The sequence below is a fragment of the Amycolatopsis sp. FDAARGOS 1241 genome, from assembly GCF_016889705.1.
In the GTDB taxonomy this organism is placed as follows: domain Bacteria; phylum Actinomycetota; class Actinomycetes; order Mycobacteriales; family Pseudonocardiaceae; genus Amycolatopsis.
This window is the reverse complement of sequence record NZ_CP069526.1, coordinates 9,491,353-9,514,077: the sequence shown is the minus strand read 5'-3', so window position 1 is coordinate 9,514,077 and position 22,725 is coordinate 9,491,353. Positions and strand designations below refer to the sequence as shown.

The window sequence follows — 22,725 nt, the reverse complement described above, 5'->3', positions numbered from 1 at the left end:
TCTGCTGTGTTCAGACCCGGGTCAGGACGAACACGTCCGCGTCGCGCTCGGCGGTCCACTCGACCGGCAGGCCGACGTGCGTGAGGTGGGCGCCGGAGTACTCCTGGCCGTCTTCGTCGCGGTAGGTGGCGGCCGCGTCGAGCCCGTGCAGCCGGATCCGCGAGGAGCGGCCGGGTACGAGCGGTGTGCCGACGAGCTCGCCGGTGCTCCACGCGAGCACGACGGTCTGCTCGCCCAGTGTGTACTGCGTCGCCGCGGTGGGCTCAGTGGGTCCGGAAAGGACCCGGCACCGTCCCGTGTGGATGGTGATGCGCAGCGATTTGTACCGCGCGATCAGCTCCGCGGCTTCCTTGCGCTGCTCGGCGCTCCACCGGCTCAGGTCCGCGCCGATGCCGAGCACTCCCGCCATGGCGAGCACGAACCGGAACCGCAGCGAGCGCGGGCGCGGGTCGAACACGCCGGGGGCGTCGGTGACCCACGAGCTCATCAGGTGCGGAGCGTGCATCAGCAGGAAACCGTCCTGGATGCGCAGGCGGTCGAGCGCAGCGGTGTTGTCGCTGGGCCACACGACGTCGCTGCGCGACACCGTCGCCAGGTCCGTGCGGCCCCCGCCGCCCGCGCACGACTCGACGATCAGGCCGGGGTAGGTGTCGCGCAGGTGGTCGAGCAGCCGGTGGTAGTTCGCGACGTGCTCGGCGTCGAGATCCGCCGTCGGCTCACCCGGGCGGCCACGTTCGGTCGGCGGGCGGTTCATGTCCCACTTGAGGTAGCTGATCGGGTACGCGGTGAGCAGTTCGTCGAGGAACCCGCGCACGTACTCGAACACCTCGGTCTTGCCGAGGTCGAGCAGCAGCTGGTTGCGGATCAGCGTCGCCGGCCGGCCGTCGATGCGGTAGACCCAGTCGGGGTGTTCGGCGTAGAGCTTGGACTTCGGGCTGATCGCCTCGGGCTCGACCCACAGGCCGAAGTCGAGACCCAGCGCACGCACGGACTCGACGAACGCGCCGAAACCGCCTTCGAACGACGACTGCTCGGGCGTCCAGTCGCCGAGGCCACCGGTGTCGTCGTCCCGGCCGACGAACCAGCCGTCGTCGACCACGAACAGCTCCACGCCCAGGTCCGCGGCCTGCCGGGCGAGGTCGAGCTGGCGCGAGCCGAGGACCTCGAAACCCGTGGCCTCCCACGAGTTGTAGAGCACCGGCCGCCGGTTCCGCAGGCGCGGCCCCGCGAGCTTGCGGGAGTACGCGTGCCACACACCGGCCAGCCCGCCGAGACCGTCCACACTGGACGCGAGCGCCAACTCGGGGGTGGTCAGCGACGCACCCGGCTCGAGGACCACCGGGCCCGGGTTGGCCAGCCGCCCGGCGCGCACGCGGGTGAGGCCGCTGGGCTCGATCTCCGCGTCGAGCTCCCACGAACCCGACCACGCCAGCGAAACGCCGTACGCGGGGCCGTCGGTCTCCGCCGCATCCTGCACGGTGAGCCACGGCACGTACTGGTGGCCCGGCACGCCGAAGCGGCTCTCCATGCGGAACGAACCGGCTTCGAGCACGGTCGAGCGGCGCGTGAACTCCTGCGACCACTGGCCGGTCAGGTAGGTCAGCCGTGCGCCCCGTTCGCCGGTCGGCACGCACACACCCGCCGAGCCGAGGCGGTCGATGCTGATCGCCGCGGTGCCGGTGTTGGTGAGCTCGACCCAGCGGCACAGCACGTCCGTGCCCGGTTCGGCGCGGTAGCACTGGACCGCGCGAAGCCCTGTCAGCTCGTCGACGAAGGCCAGCCGCAGCTGGGTGTCCGTGGACTCGTCGGCGGCGAACCGCCACCAGGATTCCCCGGCCACGCCCAGATCCGCGGCCGAGAACGGCCGAAGCCCGCGCGGCGCGTACTCGACCGGCGCCGCGTCCGCGTCGGTGATGAAGTGCACGGAGCCCCGATTGGCCAGCGGCGAGGGCCCGTGCTCGACACCGCGCGGGCCCCACGCGACGAGCTCCAGCCACCGCCGTTGCGGCTCCAGCGCGACGGTGTACGAAGTGGACTCGAGTTCGAGCGTCCACCGGTTGGTCACTTGATCGCCCCGATCGCGAGTCCGGAGATGAAGTGCTTCTGGAACCGCAGGAACACGGCCACGGTCGGCACGGCGGCGATCACCGAGCCCGCCGCGATCACGTTCCAGTTGGACACGTACTGGCCCTGCAGCCCGAGCAGCGCCGGCGTCACCGGCATCACGGACTCGGTGCGCAGCACGGTGATCGACCACAGCAGGTCGTTGAACGTCCAGGTGAACGCCAGCGCGCCGAGCGCCGCCAGCGCCGGACGGGTCATCGGCAGGATGATCCGCCAGAAGATGGCGATCGCACCGGCGCCGTCGATGAGCGCCGCCTGCTGGATCTCGTCCGGGATGGACCGCATGAACCCCTGCAGCACGAACGTGTAGAAGCCCAGGCCGAAGCCCACCTGCACGATGATGAGCGCGGTGAGTGTGTCGTAGATGCCGAGCAGCTCCGACAGCTTCGACACCGGTACGAGCAGGATCTGCGGCGGCAGCAGGTTGCCTGAGAGCATCACGAGGATGATCGTGCGCCGGAACGGGATCTGGAACCGGCTCAGCGCGAAGGCCGCGGCCGACGCGAGCAGCAGCGACAGCAGCACGGTCGGGATCGTGACGATGAGGCTGTTGAGCATCGCGTGGCCACCGCCGCCGACGCCCCAGGCCTCACCGAACGAGCCGAGGTCGAACGAGTGCGGCAGCGAGCCCAGCCCGTTGCCCGCGATGTCCGAAAAGGACCGCACGCTCGTGGTGATCACGAGCACGATGGGCAGCAGCCACAGGATCGACAGGCCGGCCGCCACGAAGTGGAAGCCGAACGTGCGGCGCTGGCTCTTGTGGTTGCGCTTCGCCGGCACCCGCTGCGCCGGCACCTGCTCGCCGGGCGCGGGCGCCGGGCGGGTCGTGGTCACGCTCACTGGTCCTCCCGGAACGCCCGCACGAGGTAGGTCACGATCACGCCGAACGCGAGGACGAAGATCACCACGGCCAGCGCGGACGCGTACCCGAGCCGAAGTGACTGGAACGCGGTGGAGTACATGTAGGTGCTCAGCAGCTCAGATGAGTGGTAGGGCCCGCCCTTCGTCATCGACCACACCACGTCGAACGACCGCAGCGAATCGATGATGATCACCGACAGGACCACCGAGTTGACGCTGCGCAGCTGCGGCCACGTCACGTGCCGGAACTGCTGCCACGCCGTGGCCCCGTCGAGCCGGGCCGCCTCGTACAGCGCCGGGTCGATGCCCTTCAGTCCGGCCAGGTACAGCACCATCACGTAGCCGAGCTGGCGCCACAGCGCCGGCACCAGCACCGCGTACAGCGCCGTCTTGGGGTCGGCGAGCCAGGGGTGTTCCCAGCTGCTCAGGCCGAGGCCGCCGAGGATCTTGTTGAACACACCGTCGGGCTGGTAGATCACCTGCCAGATCAGGGCGGTCGCGACCAGCGAGAACACCACGGGCGTGAACAGCGCGGCCCGGTAGAACCCGACACCCTTGCGGTCGCGGTTCAGCAGCATGGCCAGGCCGAGCCCGCCCACCGCCGAGAGGCCACCGAACAGCACGAGCCAGATCACGGTGTCGAGCGCGGCCGTGCCGAAGATGTCGTCGGTGAACATCTCGGCGTAGTTGCCGAGCCCCACGAACTCCGGCGCGGACACGCCGTCCCACTTGGTCAGCGACAGGTAGAACCCCTGCAACGCGGGCCAGAACACCCAGAAGCCCTCGACGGCGACCGGGACGAGCACGAACAGGAGCAGCACCGGCGGCACGCGGCGGACCGCGCGCCGTCGGCGCTTCACCGGGGCAGCCGGGGCTGCGAGCACTGCCATGTCAGGACTGCCCCTGCCAGACCTTCTGCGCGGCCGTCTGCCAGTCGCTCAGGATCGAGTCGAGCTCGTTGGGCTTCTGGATGAAGCGGATCAGCGCGGCGTCGGCCGTGGGCTGCAGCGCGTCGGAGGAGTCGCGGTTGAAGAACTGCGTGAGCTCCTTGGCGTCGTTGAGCAGCTTCCGTCCCTTTTGGACCAGCGGCGTGCCGGCGTCCTTGGCCGACGGGTTCGCGGGCAGCACCGTGCCGGAGGAGTTCTTGATGTAGAGCTCCTGCGCCTCGGCCGTGGCCACGTACTTGAACCACTCCTTGACCTCGGCCACGTGGGGCGAGCGGGAGCTGGCGAAGAAGCCGTCGGTCGGCCCCTCCTCCGCGACCGGCACGCTCGGGTCGAGGATGGGGAACTGGAAGAAGTCGAGGTCGCCGAGGGCGTCCTTCGGGGCTGCGTCGGCGAAGAAGGTGCCGGTGAGCACCATGCCGGTCTTGCCCTGCAACAGCACGGTGGTGGCGTCCTGGAACGCGATGGCCGTGCCGTTCGGGTCGGTGTAGGGCAGCGCCTGGCGCCACGGGTCGAAGATCTTCTTGACCTTCGGGTCGTCGAAGCGCTGCTTGCCGGCGAGCAGCTGGCGGTGGAACTGGGCGCCGTTGATGCGGATGTTGAGGTAGTCGAACCACGCCGAGGCGGTCCACTGCGTGTTGCCGCCCGCGCCCATGCCGATCGGCGAAATGCCCTTGCCCTTCAGCGTTTCGCACAGCGCGAGGAACTCGCTCCAGTTCGTCGGCGGCTTCACGCCCCACTTGGCGAAGTTGGACTTGCGATAGAAGAAGCCCCACCAGTAGTAGCTCGTGGGCACGAACACCTGGTGGCCGGCGCCGTCGCCCGAGAGCGTGCGCATGGCCTGGGAGTAGTTGCCCATCGTCTGCCACACGTCGCCGACGTCGAGCAGCAGGCCCTTCTGGGCGTAGCCGGACAGCAGCGAACCCGGGTACCAGGTGAAGCTGTCGGGTGGGTTCGCCGAGGTCAGGTAGCTCGGCAGCTGCGTGCGGAACGTCTCCGACGCGACCGTGTTGACCGTCGCCTTCGCCCCGCCCTTGTCGCTGAACGCCTTGGCGAGCGCCTCGATGGCGACCTTCGCCTGCGGCGACGAGAGGTTGGACTGGACGGTGACCGCACCGGCGGCCTGTTTCACCGGGCCGTTGGAGGCCGAGGTGGCGCACGCGGCGAGGAAGCTGCTCGAACCGAGCGCGCCCAGGCCGACGAGGCCGGCGTTGCGCAAGAAATGACGGCGGGACAGGCCTTCTGCAGTCGTCATCGCGGTGACCCCTTTGTCTGAATGGAGCGTCGCTCCCCTTCGGGGGAGTGACTGCTGGCACAGACTTGCAACCGTGGTGGCAGCTGTCAAGATGTATTCATAATTTATGACGTAATCGGGTCCGAGGTAGGATGACTACGCAGTACCGACTGAGGGGATCCACATTGACCGAACACCGGCCCCGCGGTCTGCACGGCCAGACCGTGGAAACGCTCGCCGCCCGGATCCTTTCGGACGAATGGGGCGAGGGCACAGTGCTGGACTTGCCCGCGCTGCGCGAAGAGCTGGACATCAGCCTCACCGCGCTGCGCGAGGCGCTGAAAGTGCTGGCCGCCAAGGGCATGATCGACGCGCGGCAGAAGCGCGGGACCTTCGTGCAGCCCCGCGACCAGTGGAACGTGCTCGACGCCGACGTCATGCGCTGGCAGACCGCGGCCAGCGACAACCCGGGCCTGCTCGACGAGCTGACGGAAGTCCGCGCCGTCGTGGAACCCGCCGCCGCGCGCATCGCCGCCGAACGCGCCGGGGACGAAGACCTGGCCGCCCTGCGCACCGCGCTGGAGGAGATGACCACCGCCGGCGACGACCCGGAGGCCAGCGTCCGCGCCGACCTGACCTTCCACCGCGCCCTGATGGCCGCCACGCACAACAACTTCCTCCTCCAGGTCGAACGCGTCATCGCCATCGGCCTCGCCGAACGCGACAAACTCGTCCACGGCTCGGGCCCGTCCGACAACCCGGTCCCCAGCCACCGCAAGGTCCTGGACGCCATCACCGCCCGCGACCCGGCGGCCGCGGAGAGCGCCATGTTCGCCCTCGTGACGAAGTCCCGCGACGACTTGGACCGGGCGAAGAAGTCGCGGCACTGAGCATCGGCGCGCCGGCTGCGAGCGACCGGATCAGCCGAACCGGTCGGAGTTCTCTGGCACTGCCGGTCGGCACCCCGGCTGCCGCGGTCCCTCGACGGGGACAACGGATTCGCGACCGATCGCGACGACTCGTACCACACCAAGCACGATTTCGTTGCCACGAACCGCGGTTGTCCACAGCCTCCGCGGCTATCCACAGGAACGCCGGCTTTTGGTCGCAGTCACCGAGGTTTGTCGGGGTCGGCCGATAGAATGGACGTGGGGACGCCCCCCTCGGGGAGGGCGGGGGTGTTTCCGTGCCGGGGGCTGTGCCCGAGCCGGGCGGGCTGCATCCACGCCAGACGGGGCGTCCGTGGGGCGCGCTGTATCCGAGCCGGGCGGGCTGCATCCACGCCAGACGGGGCGTCCGTGGGGCGCGCTGTATCCGAGCCGGACGGGCTGCATCCACGCCAGACGAGCTATATCCGAGGCGGACGGGCGGCGGCCACACCGGACCGGCGGCGGCCACGCCAGACGGGCCGCATCCACGCCAGACGGGCCGCATCCACGCCAGACGGGCCGCATCCACGCTAGACGGGCCGCATCCACGCCAGACGGGCCGCGGCCACGCCGGGCATAGGGTGTCCGCGCCGGGCGGAGGGTGTCCGCGCCGGACGGCCAGCGGATTCGCGCCTCGTCGAAGCTCAGCTGTGCGTCGGGTCTGACAGTGCGCGTACACCGCCGTCGCCGCATGGCTCACTCCGAGCGGGGTTCCGCCAGCGCCGCCTGCAGCATCCGCGCCGCGGCGGCGCGGGGGGCCGGGTCGATGGCGATGAGCGCGTTCACGACCGCCCCGTCGACCAGGGCGACCAGCTTTTCGAGCTCCGCCGGGGTCACGGGGGTGCCGGAGCGGGCGAAGATCGCCAGGAGCAGCTCGTTGAGCTGGTCGGACAACGTCCGCATCAACGGGCGCAGGTACGGCCGCCGCCCGGTGGCCACCAGGCGTTCGTAGCGCAGCAGCACGGCTTCGGCGTCGGCCTCCGGGTCGCCGCTGGGCGGGCCGAGCAGGAGGTCCAGCACGAGCTCCACCGTGGCCTGCACGCCGCGGTTGCGGGTGGCCAGTTCCTCCAGCTGCTGGCGCCCGTTGGCGAGCTCCACCTGCGAGTGGTGTTCGACCGCGGCGGTCACCAGGTCTTCGAGCGAATCGAAGTAGTACGTCGTCGACGCGAGTGGCAGGCCGGCCCGTTCGGCGACGGCGCGGTGGCGCACGGCGTCGAACCCGCCTTCGGCGAGCAGCTCCGCTGCGGCTTCGACGAGCGTCGCTCGCCGGCGCTCGCCCTTGGGGGTGGTGGCTGCTGCCGTCATGGCCGGTCATTCTGCCAGCCGCGGCGTCGGGGGCCCGTCAGAACCGGGGGGCCAGTGACGCCAGGAACCGCCCCAAGTCACCTGCGTACGGAGCGGGTTGCCCGGAAGTACCCGGAACGCTCACCAGCACAAGGGTCCCACCCGTACCGGTGGCGGCACGCGCCGTGACCGCACCCGCCGGCTGGGCGGGCACCGTGACCGAAGCGCCGCGCGGGAAGACGGCGGCCGAGATCATCCCGTCGGGAACCGGGAACCCGGCGCCCAGCGCGCCCGTCGTACAGGCGCTGCCCGGAGAGGCGTTGGCGGCGGAGAAGTGGCCTGGGAGCTCGCCAGCGAGGGCTGTGGCGAGCTCCCAGTCCACCGTGCACCCGGAGGCGCCTTCGACCCGAGGGCCGGTCCTCCCGTCTTCGCTGTCTCCCTGCCGAGACGGCGGAGCCGGGAAGTCATTCCCCTCCCCAGTACCCAAAGGACGCAGAGCCGACGCGCTGGGTTGCACGGGCCCGGCGGCCGAATTCATCACCGCACCCGAATCGGGCTTCCCGGCCACGAGGCCGAACGTCCCGAAGCCCACCGCGGCCAGCGCGACCGCGGCCCCACCAGCAGCGATGCGGTTGCGCCGCCGCAGTGTCCGGCGCTTGGATTCGCGCACGACGTCGTCGACGTCGAACGTCGGGGGCGGCACGTCACCGGGAGCGCCGGAGAACATCGACTCGAGGTCGCGCTCATCCATTCGTCTCCACCTCCCGGTCCAGTACCTGTCGCAGGTTCGCCAGCCCGCGCGCGGTCTGGCTCTTCACGTTGCCCTCGCTGCAGCCCAGCACCTTCGCCGCCGCCGTCACGTCCAAACCTTCGAAGAAACGCAGCACGAGCACCGCGCGCTGCTTTGGCGGCACCTCCTTCAGCGCGGCGAGCAGGTCTTCCCGCGTGGCGATGCGCTCGGCGAGCCCCGGGTCGTCCGACGCCGGCTCGGGCAGCACCTCGGTCTGCCACTCCCGCCGCCACGGCCGCCGCGACTCGTCGATGACGGCACGTACGAGCGTCTTGCGCACGTACGCGTCGGTCGCCGCGCGGTCCCTGATCTTCTTCCACCTCCGGTGCAGGGCGACGAACGCCGTCTGGGCGAGGTCGTCAGCCTTGTGCCAATCGCCACAGAGCAGGTACGCGGTCCGGCGCACGGCGTCACGCTTCGCGGAGAAGTACTCCGCGAACTCCTGTTCGTCGCGCTGGTCCACGCGGTCTGCTGCTCCGCTCTTCTACTGTCCGCCCTGGATGACGGAACCGGGGGCGTCCACGGTTGCACGAGACCGGTGATTCCCTCCACCCCCGGCGCCGTTGATCGCGCGGGTGGCGGTGTGATGTGATCGCCGCGTGACCTCCACCCTCCTCGATTTTCGCTCCGACACCGTCACCCGCCCGGATCAGCGCATGCGCGCCGCCATGGCCGAGGCCGAAGTCGACGACAACGTGATCGGCACCGACCCCACCATCGCGAAGCTCGAGGAGCGCGTCGCCGAGCTGCTCGGCATGCCCGCCGCGCTGTGGACCCCGAGCGGGACCATGGCGAACCTGATCGCCCTGTCCGTGCACCTCGAGCGCGGCGACCGGTTCCTCGCGACGCGCGGTGCCCACGTGCTCACCAACGAGCTCGGCTCCGCCGCGTGGCTCGCCGGCGGGATGCCCGACATCCTGGAGCACGACGCCGGCCCGGGCCGCTGCACGCCCGAACTGCTCCGAGCCGCCATCGGCACGCCCGGCCCGTATTTCACGCTGCGCACCACGCTGCTGTGCCTGGAGAACACGCACAACGCGGCCGGTGGCGCCGTCACCCCGCCCGACGAGCACGCCCAGCTCGTGGCCGTCGCGAAGGAAGCCGGGCTCAAGGTCCACCTCGACGGCGCCCGCATCTGGCACGCGTCCGTCGCGCTCGGTGTGCCGCCGGCCGCGCTGACGGTGGGTGTCGACAGCGTGTCGGCGTGTTTCAGCAAGGGCCTCGGCGCGCCGGTCGGCTCGGTCGTCACGGGCAGCGCCGAGTTCGTGGAACGGGCGCGGCGCATGCGCCAGATGCTCGGCGGCGGCGTGCGCCAGGGCGGCGTCCTCGCCGCGGCGTGCCTGGTCGCGCTGGAGAACGTCGACGAGCTGGCCGAAACGCACGAGCACGCGCGCCGCCTCGCCGCCGGGCTCGCCGGGCACGGCTGGGGCGTCGACACGCCCGACACCAACATCGTGCTGGCCGAAGTCCCGGACCTGCGCACGGCGCTCGACTGGCTGGGCTCACTCGGCATCCAGGCGCTGCCGATGGCCGGCAAGGTGCGGTTCGTGCTGCACCGCGACCTCGCGCCGACCGCTGTCGACGAGGCCCTGCACCGCATCAAGGCCGGTACCCGGTGACCCACTGGACCGTGTTCGACTACGGCGAGGTGCTCTGCACGCGCACCACCGCGCTGCCGAAGCTCGCGGCCACGATGGGCGTCGCGTCCGAAGAGTTCGAGCCCGTGTACTGGGGCGTGCGCGACGCGTACGACCGCGGGTCGAGCGATCTGGCGTACTGGACGTCGATCGGCGACCGCGTGGGCGCGCACGTGACCGGCGCGATGTCCGAGGAGCTCACGGCCATCGACGTCGCCGGGTGGTCCAACCTCGCGCCGTCTTCGCTCGAACTGCTCGAAGGCCTGGCGGAAGCCGGGGCAGCGCTGGCACTGCTGTCCAACGCACCGGCGTCCTTCGGCCGCTGGGTGCGCGAGCAGGAGTGGGCGAAGCTCTTCCGCCTCACGCTCTTCTCCGGCGACGTGAAGTGCGCGAAGCCGGACGAGGAGATCTTCCGGCTCCTGCTGGCAAAGCTCGGGGCACGGCCCGAGGAGTGCCTGTTCTTCGACGACCGTGAGTCCAATGTGGAGGGAGCGCGCGCCGTCGGGATCCGGGCCTGGCGGTGGAACGGAGCCGCAGCCGCCCGCGCGGCCCTCGGCTGAGCCCTCACTCTCGTGGCACGGCCGCCTACGCGGGGTGCGGACGATCCCCTAAGCTGAGCGCGTCCTGATCGTCTTCCCCGGTAGGTGCCGCCTGTGGAAGAACACCTCGAGCCGGTCGACTTCGACCGCCCGAGTTACGCCCGGGTGTTCGACGCCCTGCTGGGCGGACGAGACCACTACGCCGCTGATCGCGCCGTGCTGCGCCAGATCCTCGAGCTGTCGCCCCACGCGCAGAAGATGGCGCAGGAAGTGCGCCACTGGCTCGTCCGGGCGGTACGACTGCTGACGGCCCGGCTGGGCATCGACCAGTTCCTAGACCTCGGCTCGGGGTTCCCGGCCGTCGAGAACACGCACCAGGTCGCGCAGCGCGTGAATCGCGAGGCGCACGTGGTGTACGTGGACAACGACCCGGTGGTGCAAGCCCACGGCCGAGCCGTGCTGGCGGAGAACGACTACACGCACGTGGCCGGCGCCGACCTGCTCGCCCCCGACCGCACGCTGGCACACCCGGACGTGGTGGCCCACCTGGACTTCGACCGCCCGGTGGGCCTCATCCTGTGCGCCGTCCTGCACCACGTCCCCGACCTGGCCGAGGCGCAGGCGGCAGTGAAGTCGTACGTCGGCGCACTGGTGCCCGGCTCCTACCTCGTGCTGCTGCACCACCACAACCCCGCAGACGGCAGTGAGGCCGCCGAACTGGCGACCTCACTGGAGACCCGGTTCGCGGGCACCGGCCTCGACACGCGCTACCGCACGCGTGCCGAGATCGCGTCGCTGTTCACCGGACTCGAGCTGCTGCCTCCCGGCCTGACCCACCCCCACTTGTGGTGGCCGGACGGCCCACGCCTCGCCCCGCTGACGGCCGTGCACTCCACGTCGCTCGCCGGGGTGGCGCGCATCCCCTAGCGGTTGATGCGCCTGGGGTCCTTCTTGCCGCTGATCGCCCGGTAGCCCGCGGTGGCCAGGAACGCCACGCCACCGATGATCGCGATCCACAGCACGGCCTTGAACACGAAGCCGATCACCGCGCCGAGGACCATGAACGCGATCCAGGCGACGATGAGCCCTCCGACGATCTTCCAGAACATGGTTCCTCCATGACGTTCCCGCACCACCTCGGCCCGGTCCCCCAAGCCTGTCACCCGCGGCGTGAAAACTCTCTCGTCCAGGCCAACGTTCAGGGGGATCTCCGGGTTCCCCCTGACCGGTTCACCGCAGCCATTCCCCCAGGCGGCGAACGGCTTCGTCGATGTCCTCGGCGGCGCCCGCGAACGAGAACCGAACGAACTTCCCGCCGTCCACCGGATCGAAGTCCACGCCCGGCGCGATCGCGACGCCGGTGTCGGCGAGCAGGCGCTGGCACCAGCTGAGGCTGTCGGTGGTGAACTCGGAGACGTCGGCGTACGCGTAGAACGCGCCCTCGGCGGGGGCGAGCTTGTCGAGGCCGATCCGTTCGAGTCCGGCGAAGAGCCGGTCGCGGTTCTTCCGGTAGTGCTCGACGTGCGCGTCCGCCTCCGCGTAGGACTCCGGCGTGAACGCCGCGACAGCCGCGTACTGTGCGAGCGCGGGCGGGCAGATCGTGAAGTTGCCGGTGAGCACGTCCACGGCCCGGTGCAGGCGCTGCGGCACCAGCATCCAGCCGAGCCGCCAGCCGGTCATGGCGAAGTACTTCGAGAAGGACCCGAGGACGAGGGCTTCCTGGCCGTACTGCCAGGCGCAGTCGAGCTGCTTTTCGTAGGAGATGCCGTGGTAGATCTCGTCGCTGACCAGCTGCACCCCGTGGCTCGCGCACCAGCCGGAGATGGCTGCAAGCTCCCCCGGCGGCAGCACCGTGCCGGTGGGATTGCTGGGGCTCGCCACGATCAGCCCGTCGAGCGGCCCGAGGGCGTCGAGCAGGTCGACGGTCGGCTGGAAGTTGGTCTCGGCGGTCGTCGCGAATTCGACGACCTCGCAGCCGAGCACCTTGAGCAGGTTCCGGTACGCCGGGTAGCCGGGCCGCGCCATCGCCACCCGCGCGCCGGGATCGAACGCGCTCAGGAAGCTCAGCAGGAACCCGCCCGAGGACCCCGTGGTCAGCACGACGTCCTGCGCGGTCACGTCCACGTCGTACGTCTTGCGGTAGTGCCCGGCGACGGCTTCGCGCAGCTCCGGGATGCCCAGCTGCTCGGTGTACCCGAGGGTGTGCTGGTGCAACGCCTTCTGCGCTTTGCGCCGCACGGCCTCCGGCGCCTGCGCGGACGGCTGCCCCGCCGCCAGCGACACGAGGTCCCCGTGACTGCGCTGCCGCGCCCCCGCCGCGGACAGCACGTCCATCACGTGGAACGGAGGCACACCGGCCCGCAGCGCGGGCCCACCGAAAGCACCGATGTCGACCATGCGGCCAGGCTACTGTGCCGTTCGTGACCAATCCGACCGCAGTCACGGCTGTCCGGCTTGCGTGGCAACGGTTACGTAGTGCCGGGGGTCCGCCTGCTTTTCGTTGGCTCAGTCATGCTCCGGCCCGGCCGGGACGCCGCCGTCAGTACCCGCGGTACGCCCCGCCGTGCGCCATGGCCTGGATGCCCGGCACGTTCCCGATCGACCCGTACCGGTCGATCGAGTACCGCACCCCGGCGATGATGTTGTCGACCGGGTTGTAGATGTTGTCGTGGCCGGGGAGCTTGTGCGCCTGGAACGTGGAGTCGATGCACTGCATGAGGCCCTTGGACGGGTGCCCGGCGGCCGCGTTCGAGTTGCCCGTGAGGAACACGTGGTCGCCCTCGCGGGCGGTCCAGGTGCCGAGCTCCGTCGTCACGCACCAGACGTCACCGCGGCCCGCGTGTTCGCGATGCAGGAACGCTCCGGTGATGACGGGGTTGTTCGCCCGGACGGCCGCCTCCTGCCGCCACGACTCGTGCTCACCGGTCCGGTCGACCACGGAAACGCGGGGGCGCGCACCGGAGAGGTACACGGCCAGCGTGATTGCCTCGAGCACCTCACCCGGCGCCTGGTAGATCGTGACCTTCGGTTTGGTGTAGCCGGACCGGAGGTGCCGCGTGCCTTCGGCGTCGGTCACCGCTTCGAGCCAGGCTTCGCGCTGCTCGGTCGACATGGCGAGAACCTGGTGCACCGCTTCGGACTTCGGGTGGCCCGCGCGCCGCAAGAGGTCCTGCGCGTAGTCGGGGCCGAGACGGAACTGGTGCCGGGGACCGCAGCCGCCGCGGTCGTCGACGTACACCGCGTGCGGCACGCCGTCGAGCAGCGCCCGCAGCTTCGCCACCATGGCCGGCTCCGACTGGGCGATCGAGACCGTCGGCCGGTGCCGTCGGTGCTCGACGTGGCCGTCGCCGGCGATCCAGCCGAGGATCCCCGCTTCGCGCACGGTCACGTCGAGCGTCGATTCGGTGTCGGCCGGCGCGGCCAGCAGGATCCGGTCGCGGCTGCCCACCTCGTCGCTCGTCATGAACGTCGCCTCGGTGGCGTACGTGTTCTGCTGCGCCTGCGCGCGGACACCGTGCACCTTGGTCCGGTGGACGGCCACGCCGTTCGCCGGAGCAGCCGTCGTCCGCGGCTCGTAACCACACTCGGGGCAGGTCACCGGACCGCCTTGGGCGACCGGGATCCGAGGGAAGTTCAGCCAGCGGTGGTTCGGTGTGGTGGTCGCCTGCCACCGCGAGTTGGCGAGCGTCACCAAAGGCGCGTTTTCGTGGTGCACCACGCGTGTCACCCGGGTCCACTCACTGCGCCCCGTCTGCGGGTTGTAGCCGATGGTCTCGTCACCGACCTCGACATCGCGGTGCTTGAGCAAGCCGCGCTTCGTGAGGATCGCCGTGTCGAGCGGCACGCAATCCCAGTTGTTGATCGCGTTGGGATTGCCGCCCGATTCGTGCTGGATGATCGCCCAGATGTTCTTGATGTCGGCGTCGGTGACGTTGACGCCGTTGGCCTGCAGGATCTTGATGGCCTCTTCGATCCACTGCTGCACGTTCCCCGGCGGGGGTGACGAGGGCGGGCCGCCGCTGGGGCCGAGGCCGCCGCCACCTCCGGCGCCGCCACCGCCACCGCCGCCGTGGGTGTGGATGCCGCCGCTGCTCTGGGGGTGGGTGCCGCCCTTGCCCGGGAGCGGGACCTTGTCGTAGCCCCCCTCGATCTGGGTCTTCATGAGGGTCTGCGACTGGGAGATCATGCCGTTGGCCTGGGTCAGCAGGGCCTGGACCTCGCCGTCGTACTGCGTGGTCAGGTTGTTGATGTCCTGCTTCGCCGTGGCCTTGATCTGATCGGCGCTGGGGCTGGGAGCGGGCTTCTTCTGATCCGCGGCAGTCTTGGCCGCGGCCGTGGCGGCGTCCATGTCCTTCTGCGCCTGCTGGTTGCGCTTGTTGACCGCGTCTTCGGCGCCCTTGAGCTTGTCGTTGGTGACCTTGGACTTGATGTCCCCGAGGTTCTTCGCCAGCGTCGACAAGTCGTTCGCGACATCGGTGAGGTGCGCTTCGACCTTGGCGCCCGCGGTGCGGACCGAACGCACGTAGTCGAAGAAGTTGTCCGCCGCCTGGCCGGACCAGACGCTGCTGTCGAGCGCCTTCGTCGTGTTGTCCAGCGCCTGCGAGTGGTCACCCGCGTCGGTGGCGGCGCCGCGGAACTGGTCGGCGGCCTTGTTGATCGCTTCGACGTTCAGCTTGGCGACCTGGTCGACCTTGTCGGTGAACGCCTTCCAGTTGTCCGGGGTCCCGGCACCGGTCGCATCCAAAGCCACTGCGTAACTCCCCCTGTTTTCCCTCGGCCCGCGAATGGTGCCGTTGTGTCTTATTCGTCCCGGTGGACGGTGATGTCGCTCTTCGCGACCTCGTCCATTTCGGCCATGAGGCCGGCGGCCTTGCGCATGGCGGCCGAGAGCGCGTCCATGTGTTCCCCGGCGGCGTCGAACTGGCTGTGCACACCGTTCTTGAACTCGCCGACCGCGCTGTGCGCGTCGGCGGACCCGGGCATCCCGCCGAACGGGCTTTCCTTCTCGTGGTCCATCCCGGTGAGTTTCGCCTTGGACTTCTGGTACTCGTCCTTCAGCTTCTCCACCTGACGCGCCGCGATCGCCATCGAGTCGACGTCGTAGACAGGCACGGTCCGGCTCCCCCTTCGCGAAAAAACTGGTGTCCGCCCGATCAGACGTGACGGTGACCAGGTCGGTTCCCGGCCCACTTTAAGACCTCCCGCGCACCGCCGGTACGGATCTTCGCGGAATCCACCCCGGCGTGCCGGAAAGGGTTCACAAAGCGGCTTGCAATTCGCGTACCCGCTCGATCAGCACCGCGTTGTCGGCCGGGGTGATCGTGGCCCAGATGGCTCCGTCGGAGTCCGGGGTGAGGTGGAAGAGGTAGCGGCCGGCGTCGGTGTCGAAGAAGGCAGTGGGGTGGGGCGAGCGGCGGATCGTGCCGTCGCGGAGGGTGCGCTCGGCGGTGAACTGGCCACGAGCTTCCTGGCCGAGCAGCATGCCCGCGAGCTCCTGCGCTTCCCACAACGCCAGACCGCGGTCTTCCAACGCGGTGACCAGTGCTTTCGCGTCGCCGCCGGCTTCGGTGTCGGCGGCGACGAGTGCGGTGTGGGGCACCGAGACGCTCTGGCCGACGCCAGAGGCGAGGTCACCGGCGACGGGGACGGCGGCTTCGGCCAGGGAACCTTCGTCGGCGGGGATGAGCCAGACCTCGTCGCGGTCGACGACGCCCAGCACGGCCTGGCTGCCGCGGCTCACGGCGCGGCCGTGGATCTCGCGGTCGGCCCACACCCACACGTCGACGGCCAGCTGCGGGCTCGCCAGCAGGTGCAGCCGGTCGAACAGCTCGCCCGACGGACGGCGCCCGCGCGCGAGGCGACGGCGGCCGAGTGCCTCCCACGCCTCGTCGACCAGTGCGGCCCGGGCGGAGTGGGTGGTGCCGGGCGACGGCACACCGAGCGCGGGCGGGCGACGGCCCAGCTCGAGCGACTCCCACAGCACGTCGAACTCGAGCGTCGAGAGCACCAGGTTCACGCGTCGTCGCCGATCACGTCGTCGGAGACCAGGCGGCGGTCGGTGAACAGGTCCTTGTCGTCGACGCCGAAGCGGCGGACGCGCTCGCCGTCGTCTTCGCTCTGCGTCGCCGCGGGGCCCAGGAACTTCGGATCGCCCGAAGGCTGCTTCGGCGTGATCTGCTCGGCCTTGCGCAGCGCGGTCGCCTCTTCTTCGGGCAGCTCCACCGGCAGCGGGCTCACCGGTCCCTTCGCGGGGCCGCCGAATCCGCGGCCCTGCCGTTCGCGGTCGCCGGCCAGCGCGCTGGCGCCGGCCCCCGCGCCCAGCGCCGCGGCTCCCGCGCCGAGCTCACCCGGTGACACTCCCGGCTTCGGCGCGGCAGGCGAACCTGGGCTGCCCTCGGGCACGGCGGGCGAGGCCGGCCCGCTGCCGACCAGCCGGCCGCGGCCCAGCGCCGGGTCGCCACCACCGGTCCCCCCGGCCGGTGCGCGGCCGAGGACCCCGTCGATGCCTGTCGACGAACCTCCCGGAGCTGCGCCACCAGGAGCACCGGGCACGAACCCACGACCGGAAGCACCGGAACCACCGGGCCCGCCGCCCGAGCCACCCCACGTCGGGCCACCGGGCACACCCGGCGAACCGAATCCGGGCTGCGGCGCCTGACCACCCCGCCCGGGCGACAGCTCCCACCCGGCCGGCGGCATCGGTGTCCCCGGCGCCATCGGTGGCCGCCCCGGCACCGGCGGAGGCGGCGCAACCGCGGGCCGCCCAGCCGCGGCCGGCGCCGTGTACCCACCCGGACCGGCGGACCCGCCCGGCCGCGCCGGTGCTTGAATGCCGTACGCGGGCGTCGGCGGATCGACGTGCTGCGCCACCGGCTGCACCACCGGCGGTTCCACGTGGCGCGACCGCACCGACGCCGAGGCCGGGCGCACGCGGCCGTCCGGCGTCAAGTCCACCGCCGACCCAGCCAGGCCCAGCGCGCTCTGCCGGTCGTCCGGCTGTGTCATCGACAGCGACTGCGGCTGGTTCAGCGGCTCGGACTGCAGCAGGTTTTCCCCGCTTTGCTGCGCGTACGCGTTCAGCGCCTCGAGCGCCTGGCTGCGCGAGTTCTGCGCCGCGTCGACGGCCTCGGCGTGGTCGGTCTCGAAGCCGATCAGGCTGAGCAGGTTGTCGCCGAGCGTGTAGCCGCCCGCGCCCTTCAGGAGCGTGTCGGGATCGGGCAGCTTGAACTTGGTGCGGTTGAAGGCTTCGCCTTGGGTGAACAACAGTTCCGCCGCGTGCGCGACCTTCCGCGTGGCGTCCTGCGAGAAGCCGGCCTGCTCGGTGAAGACCTGCCCGGCCGCGCCACCGGCCTGGCTCTGCCATTCGACGCCGAGCTTGGTCAGCTGCGTCCGCAGCGTCTGGTCGGTCTCGGCGAGCGCGGTCGCGACGGCCTTGAGCGCGTCGACGGCCGTGCCGATGCTGCCGATGCCGTCGCCGTCGTCGAACTTCCGGATCTCGTCGGCGATGGCGGTGTCGGTCCAGCCGTCGAAGCGGTGGTCGCGGATCCTGCCCGCGAGGTCGGAGATCTCCACGCGCCCTCCTAGCTCCGTGTTTTCAGGTACTGCACGGCCAGGTCGGCCGTGCGGCCGGCCAGATCGCACAGCTGCTGCCGGCTGTCCGCGCCCTGCGTGACCGCAAACGCTTGCGCGGCCAGCGTCTGTCCCTTCGCGACGCCGACGAGCACCTCGCAATCCGAGGGGGTGCCCGCCGCGCGGTAATTCGTGAGCGCCGGATAGCCCTCGACGGCGAACGGCGCCGTGGTCATGCTGTTCTTCCGCCGCGCGCCGGTGAGCCACTCCTGCAGGTCGGCGTTCACCGTGCGCAGGTGGTAGGCGTGGAACGGCTCGGTCTTGTCCGCGTCAAACACGCACGTCGGCCCGTCCTGCGGGTCGGCGACCTTGCGCGGCACGGAGTTCACCTGCAGCGCGTCGAGCTGCGCTTGGCCGAGCAGCTCGCACGGGTCGACGCCGGTGAGCGACAGGTCGGCGGGCCGCGGCGGCAGCTGCGAAGCCTTCGCAGCCTGCGACGCCGAGCTGACGGCCGTCTCGACGGGGTACGCCGTACCGGGGTCGCCGGACGAGCACCCGGCCACCCCGAGCGCGAGCACCGCGACCAGCGCGCTAGTGGGTGCCGTGCGCACCGCGATCCCCGAACGCCGCCGCCTGCTCCTGGTCGTTCACGTGGTACTTCTGAGCGGCGTCGCGCAGCTGGGCGACGAGCCGGCGCAGGTTGGCGACGTACGCACGCGCCTCACCGGCATACGAGCCCTCGCCCTCCGCGACGATCATGTTCCACGCCGCCACCGAGTTCACGCTCACCGTGTCGGCCGACGGGGTGTCGATGCGCAGCTCGCCGAGCCGTGTGAGCAGCTTGTCCTCCAGCGCGTCGGCCTGCTCTTCGACGACCCGCGCCACGTCGAGCACCTTCTCCGGCGCCACGATCAGGTCCGCGACGCCGGGCGCGGACGGCACCGACGACGCCAGGTCGGACAGCGGAGTGCTCCCCGGCATGCGCTCCCCCTCGGTTGATACGGACAGTGACCGTTCGGCCCCGCTACGAGGCTACCAACCGCCGGGCGATCAGGAGGTGCGAACTCAGGCGTTCACCGGCGCGGTGATCTCACCGTTGGCGGCCTTGAGCGCGATGTCCGTGCGGTGGTGCGAGCCCGCGAGGTGCACGCGTTCCACCGTTTCGTACGCGTGCTTGCGCGCCGACTTGAGCGACTTGCCTGCGCCGACCACGGACAGCACGCGCCCGCCCGCCGACACCACGGCGCCGTCTTCGCGCCGCCGCGTGCCCGCGTGCAGCACGCCTTCGAGCTCACCACCGGTGATGACGTCGCCGGTGCGCGGTTTGCCGGGGTAGCCGTCGGCCGCGATCACGACCGTCACCGCGGCGCCGCCCGACCACTCGAGCGGCGGCTGCTCGGCGAGCTTGCCGGTGGCCGTCGCGTGCAGCAGGCCGGCGAGCGGAGTGCGCAGCAACGCCAGCACGACCTGGGTTTCCGGGTCACCGAAGCGGCAGTTGAACTCGATGACCTGCGGGCCCTCGGACGTCAGCGCGAGACCCGCGTAGAGCAGGCCGGAGAAGGTGGCGCCGCGCGCGTCGAGCTCGTCGACGACCGGCTGCACGACCCGGGCGACGACGTCGTCCACGAAGTTCTCCGGCGCCCACGGCAGCGGGGCGTACGCGCCCATGCCGCCGGTGTTCGGGCCCGTGTCGTCGTTGCCGACGCGCTTGAAGTCCTGCGCGGGCAGCAACGGGACGACCGTGCGGCCGTCGACGAAGCAGAACAGCGACGCCTCTGGTCCATCCAAAAAGGACTCCAGGAGCACGGGGTGACCGCCGTCGAGGAGCATCAGCGCGTGCTTGCGCGCGACCTCGACGTCCTGCGTCACCACCACGCCCTTGCCGGCGGCGAGGCCGTCGTCCTTCACGACCCACGTGGGTCCGAAGCGCTGGAGCGCGGCGTCGAGGCGCGCGGGCGTGTCCACCACTTCACTGCGTGCGGTGGGGACGTTCGCGGCCGCCATCACGTCCTTGGCGAACGCCTTCGAACCCTCGATCCGCGCGGCGGCGGCCGAGGGGCCGAAGCACGCGATGCCCGACTTGCGCACGGCGTCGGCGACGCCCGCCACCAGCGGGACCTCGGGGCCGACCACCACGAGGTCGGCCTTCCACTCCCGCGCCAGCGCGGCCACCGCGTCGGGATCAGCCGATTCGACGCCCAGCTGCTCGGCGACCGCGGCCGTCCCGGCGTTGCCGGGGGCGCAGGCGAGCGCGGTGACGGCGGGATCGCCGGACACCGCGAGGACGAGTGCATGCTCCCGGGCGCCGGACCCGATTACCAGTACGCGCACGCCGAACAGCCTAACGGGCCCTGGTCCGCGGGGGTATCTCGCCGTCCACCTCGGCTGTCCGAAACCGGATTCCACGCACCGTTTACCGGTTTGTCAGCCTTTTGTCCGTCCTGTGCCGCCCGCCCGACGCTTGCGGCCGTGAGGGTGGCGCGGTAGTCGTGGCAAACCCGTCGAAAAGGACGGGTGACCCGGTAGAGAGAGGTCCTGAATGAAGCGCAAACGCGTGGGTGTGCTCGCCCTGTCCGGTCTCGCCCTGCTCGGGGTCGCGAGCCTGGCGATCGGTCCCGCCTCGGCCACGGAGCACGTGGCGCAGGGTGCGGCGGCGCACGGGCCCGGGCACGATGACCCCGTGATCGTCGGCCACCGGGGCGCGCCCGGCTACCGCCCGGAGCACACACTGGCGTCGTACGAGCTCGCGTTCCGCATGGGCGTGGACTTCGTCGACGTCGACCTCGTCCCGACCAAGGACGGCCGGCTCGTCGCCCGGCACGAGCCGGAGATCGGCGGCACCACCGATGTGGCGGAGCACCCCGAGTTCAAGTCCCGCAAGACCACCAAGGTGATCGACGGCACGACGATGACCGGCTGGTTCACCGAGGACTTCACGCTCGCCGAGCTCAAGACGCTGCGCACGAAGGAGCGGATCCCGGAGAACCGCCCGAACAACACGCTCTACAACGGCCGCTTCCAGATCGCGACCTACCAGGAGGTCATCGACCTCACCCGGCGGCTCGGCAAGGAGCTGCACCGCACGCTCGGCACCTACCCCGAGGTCAAGCACTCGACGTACTTCGCCTCGATCGGCAACCCGACCGAGCCGAAGCTCGTCGCGTTCCTCAACCGCAACGGCCTCAACCGGGCCGACGCGCCGGTGATCATCCAGTCGTTCGAGGTGGCGAACCTCAAGGAGCTGCACGAGCAGGTGCGGGTGCCGCTGCTGCAGCTGACCGAGGCGACCGGTGCGCCTGCCGACTTCGTGGCCGCGGGTGACAAGCGCACGTACGCCGACCTCGTCACGCCGGCCGGGCTGCGTGAGATCGCGAAGTACGCCCAGTACCTCGGGCCGGACAAGTCGCAGGTCATCCCGCGCGATGCCGCGGACAACCTCGGCAAGCCGACCTCGCTGGTCGCCGACGCGCACCGCGCCGGGCTGAAGGTGCAGCCCTACACCTTCCGCAACGAGAACCCGTTCCTGCCGGCGAACCTGCGCTCGTCGAGCAACCCGACGGCGTTCGGCAACGTGTTCGCCGAGGAGGCGGCCTTCTTCCAGGCGGGCGTGGACGGCTTCTTCGCCGATCAGGCCGACACCGCGCTGATCTCGCTGCACGACTTCCTGGGGCGTTGAGCTTTTCCCTGTGACACAACGGTTCCGCGCGGGCCCGTTCACCCCTTCAGTGGGCGGGCCCGTCGTTTTTGTCGGTGGCCGTCCCTATCGTTTTCGGCATGGTTGGGGAGGAGATCGACCGTCTGGCCGAACGGTCCGGGTTTTCCGGAGTCGTGTCGGTCAGCCGGGGTGGTGAGGGGGTGTTCGCGCGTGCGTACGGAATGGCGCACCGCGGGTACGGCGTACCGAACACAGTGGACACCCGGTTCGGGATCGCCAGTGTTACCAAGGGGTTCGCGGCGCTGGTGGTCGTCAGCCTGATCGTCGAGGGCCTGCTGGCCCTGGGCACGCGCGTGCGGTCCCTGCTGGGCGCGGACCTGCCGCTGGTCGACGATGCGGTGACGGTGGAGCGCCTGCTCGCGCACCGCTCGGGCATCGGCGACTACTGCGACGAGGACGCCGAGCCACCGCCACGGCCCCAGTTGTTGTCGTCCGCGGCGGCGTACTTACCCGCACTGGAAGGGTTTCCGCAACGGTTTCGACCAGGTTCGCGCTCCGAGTACAACAACGGCGCGTACGCGCTGCTGGCGATCTTGGCCGAACGGGCCACGGGTGTTCCATTCGCGAACCTGGTGCGCTCGCGGGTCACCGAGCCCGCGGGGATGGCGGGGACGGAGTTCCTGCGGTCCGACGCGTTGCCGGGCGACGCCGCGACCGGGCACCTGGCAGACGGGCGCACCAACGTCTTCAGCCTGCCGGTGGTGGGCGGCGGCGACGGCTGGATCTTCGCGACCGCAGTCGATTTCCGGCGGTTCCGGGCTGCGCTGCACGCCGGGCGGATCGTGCCGCGGGAGTGGGTCGCGCGGATGACCGCGGTCCACAGCCCCGAGACCGGTACCCGTGAGGAGCATCGCTACGGCCTCGGGTTCTGGCTGCCCTCGGACGGCTCGACGGTGCTGCTGGAGGGCTACGACCACGGCGTGTCCTTCCGGAGTGTGTCGCAGCCGGCGGACGGGTTGGTGTTCACGGTCGTCGGCAATACGGCGGAAGGTGCGTGGCCGGTGGTCCGGTGGCTGGGCGGGGAGTTGCTGCGGTAGTGGATCAGTCCACCGGAGGTGGTCGACCCACCGGGAAATTTCCGGAACCTTGACCCCCCTCG

General features: G+C 70.7%; 21 protein-coding genes and 2 pseudogenes. 6 read left to right on the top strand and 17 right to left on the bottom strand.

What is annotated here, in order from left to right; genetic code table 11:
• Nucleotides 1–10: 10 nt before the first annotated feature.
• The 4 genes from I6J71_RS46085 to I6J71_RS46070 are packed head-to-tail and all read right to left on the bottom strand — an operon-like array spanning nt 11 to nt 5,184.
• Nucleotides 11–2,065: an alpha-galactosidase gene (locus I6J71_RS46085; RefSeq protein WP_204092608.1), complete on the bottom strand. Its 2,055-nt coding sequence runs from the start codon at nt 2,063–2,065 to the stop codon at nt 11–13.
• Nucleotides 2,062–2,958 (bottom strand): carbohydrate ABC transporter permease, encoded by an 897-nt coding sequence (locus I6J71_RS46080; RefSeq protein WP_204092607.1) that lies wholly within the window; start codon nt 2,956–2,958, stop codon nt 2,062–2,064. Before I6J71_RS46080 ends, I6J71_RS46085 begins: the two co-directional genes overlap by 4 nt.
• A gap of 2 nt (nt 2,959–2,960) precedes the next feature.
• Nucleotides 2,961–3,875, bottom strand: a complete 915-nt coding sequence (locus tag I6J71_RS46075; RefSeq protein WP_204092606.1) for a carbohydrate ABC transporter permease — start codon at nt 3,873–3,875, stop codon at nt 2,961–2,963.
• Nucleotide 3,876: 1 nt separating this feature from the next.
• Nucleotides 3,877–5,184, bottom strand: coding sequence for an ABC transporter substrate-binding protein (locus I6J71_RS46070; RefSeq protein WP_204092605.1), 1,308 nt, complete (start codon nt 5,182–5,184; stop codon nt 3,877–3,879).
• Nucleotides 5,185–5,348: 164 nt separating this feature from the next.
• Here I6J71_RS46070 and I6J71_RS46065 point away from each other — a divergent pair, with 164 nt between their 5' ends.
• Nucleotides 5,349–6,053 (top strand): FadR/GntR family transcriptional regulator, encoded by a 705-nt coding sequence (locus tag I6J71_RS46065; RefSeq protein ID WP_204092604.1) that lies wholly within the window; start codon nt 5,349–5,351, stop codon nt 6,051–6,053.
• Nucleotides 6,054–6,788: 735 nt separating this feature from the next.
• Here the strand turns inward: I6J71_RS46065 and I6J71_RS46060 are convergent.
• From I6J71_RS46060 to I6J71_RS46050, 3 genes are read right to left on the bottom strand one after another with little or no spacing between them, the layout of a single operon-like run.
• A complete protein-coding gene (locus I6J71_RS46060; protein ID WP_204092603.1) occupies nt 6,789–7,397 on the bottom strand; it encodes a TetR/AcrR family transcriptional regulator in 609 nt (202 codons plus the stop codon).
• Nucleotides 7,398–7,434: 37 nt separating this feature from the next.
• Complete coding sequence (locus I6J71_RS46055; protein WP_204092602.1) at nt 7,435–8,127, bottom strand: hypothetical protein; 693 nt, start codon at nt 8,125–8,127, stop codon at nt 7,435–7,437.
• Nucleotides 8,120–8,629, bottom strand: a complete 510-nt coding sequence (locus I6J71_RS46050; protein ID WP_204092601.1) for a SigE family RNA polymerase sigma factor — start codon at nt 8,627–8,629, stop codon at nt 8,120–8,122. The genes I6J71_RS46055 and I6J71_RS46050 overlap by 8 nt, the downstream gene beginning before the upstream one ends.
• A 193-nt stretch (nt 8,630–8,822) precedes the next feature.
• Here I6J71_RS46050 and I6J71_RS46045 point away from each other — a divergent pair, with 193 nt between their 5' ends.
• The 3 genes from I6J71_RS46045 (at nt 8,823) to I6J71_RS46035 (ending at nt 11,269) form a co-directional block, all read left to right on the top strand.
• Nucleotides 8,823–9,785, top strand: coding sequence for a low specificity L-threonine aldolase (locus I6J71_RS46045; RefSeq protein WP_370542262.1), 963 nt, complete (start codon nt 8,823–8,825; stop codon nt 9,783–9,785).
• Nucleotides 9,782–10,363: an HAD-IA family hydrolase gene (locus I6J71_RS46040; RefSeq protein WP_204092599.1), complete on the top strand. Its 582-nt coding sequence runs from the start codon at nt 9,782–9,784 to the stop codon at nt 10,361–10,363. Before I6J71_RS46045 ends, I6J71_RS46040 begins: the two co-directional genes overlap by 4 nt.
• Before the next feature lie 84 nt (nt 10,364–10,447).
• A complete protein-coding gene (locus I6J71_RS46035) occupies nt 10,448–11,269 on the top strand; it encodes an SAM-dependent methyltransferase (RefSeq protein WP_204092598.1) in 822 nt (273 codons plus the stop codon).
• Here I6J71_RS46035 and I6J71_RS46030 read toward each other — a convergent pair.
• The 10 genes and pseudogenes from I6J71_RS46030 to purD all read right to left on the bottom strand — a co-directional run bounded on the left by I6J71_RS46030 (nt 11,266) and on the right by purD (nt 20,242).
• Nucleotides 11,266–11,451, bottom strand: coding sequence for a hypothetical protein (locus I6J71_RS46030; protein WP_204092597.1), 186 nt, complete (start codon nt 11,449–11,451; stop codon nt 11,266–11,268). The genes I6J71_RS46035 and I6J71_RS46030 overlap by 4 nt on opposite strands.
• A gap of 121 nt (nt 11,452–11,572) precedes the next feature.
• Nucleotides 11,573–12,739: an aminotransferase class I/II-fold pyridoxal phosphate-dependent enzyme gene (locus tag I6J71_RS46025; RefSeq protein ID WP_204092596.1), complete on the bottom strand. Its 1,167-nt coding sequence runs from the start codon at nt 12,737–12,739 to the stop codon at nt 11,573–11,575.
• A gap of 142 nt (nt 12,740–12,881) precedes the next feature.
• Nucleotides 12,882–13,097: pseudogene (locus I6J71_RS46020) on the bottom strand (transglycosylase SLT domain-containing protein); the annotation flags it as partial.
• 1,740 nt (nt 13,098–14,837) lie between these two features.
• A pseudogene (locus tag I6J71_RS51580) lies at nt 14,838–15,092 on the bottom strand (WXG100 family type VII secretion target); the annotation flags it as partial.
• 50 nt (nt 15,093–15,142) lie between these two features.
• Nucleotides 15,143–15,454, bottom strand: a complete 312-nt coding sequence (locus I6J71_RS46010) for a hypothetical protein (protein WP_204092595.1) — start codon at nt 15,452–15,454, stop codon at nt 15,143–15,145.
• 145 nt (nt 15,455–15,599) lie between these two features.
• Nucleotides 15,600–16,358, bottom strand: a complete 759-nt coding sequence (locus I6J71_RS46005; RefSeq protein WP_204092594.1) for an ESX secretion-associated protein EspG — start codon at nt 16,356–16,358, stop codon at nt 15,600–15,602.
• Nucleotides 16,355–17,914, bottom strand: coding sequence for a hypothetical protein (locus tag I6J71_RS46000; protein WP_204092593.1), 1,560 nt, complete (start codon nt 17,912–17,914; stop codon nt 16,355–16,357). The genes I6J71_RS46005 and I6J71_RS46000 overlap by 4 nt, the downstream gene beginning before the upstream one ends.
• 8 nt (nt 17,915–17,922) lie before the next feature.
• Nucleotides 17,923–18,522 carry a DUF3558 domain-containing protein gene (locus tag I6J71_RS45995; RefSeq protein WP_239154295.1) on the bottom strand — a complete coding sequence of 200 codons (600 nt, stop codon included), beginning with the start codon at nt 18,520–18,522 and terminating at the stop codon, nt 17,923–17,925.
• Nucleotides 18,503–18,892, bottom strand: coding sequence for a hypothetical protein (locus I6J71_RS45990; RefSeq protein ID WP_204092592.1), 390 nt, complete (start codon nt 18,890–18,892; stop codon nt 18,503–18,505). The genes I6J71_RS45995 and I6J71_RS45990 overlap by 20 nt, the downstream gene beginning before the upstream one ends.
• An 84-nt stretch (nt 18,893–18,976) precedes the next feature.
• Nucleotides 18,977–20,242 (bottom strand): phosphoribosylamine--glycine ligase, encoded by a 1,266-nt coding sequence (purD, locus tag I6J71_RS45985; RefSeq protein ID WP_204092591.1) that lies wholly within the window; start codon nt 20,240–20,242, stop codon nt 18,977–18,979.
• A gap of 208 nt (nt 20,243–20,450) precedes the next feature.
• Between purD and I6J71_RS45980 the strand changes: the two genes are divergently transcribed.
• Together I6J71_RS45980 and I6J71_RS45975 are read left to right on the top strand one after the other, a co-directional pair.
• Nucleotides 20,451–21,587: a glycerophosphodiester phosphodiesterase gene (locus I6J71_RS45980; RefSeq protein WP_204092590.1), complete on the top strand. Its 1,137-nt coding sequence runs from the start codon at nt 20,451–20,453 to the stop codon at nt 21,585–21,587.
• 98 nt (nt 21,588–21,685) lie between these two features.
• On the top strand, nt 21,686–22,663 hold the full coding sequence (locus tag I6J71_RS45975; protein WP_204092589.1) for a serine hydrolase: 978 nt from the start codon (nt 21,686–21,688) through the stop codon (nt 22,661–22,663).
• Nucleotides 22,664–22,725: the final 62 nt, after the last annotated feature.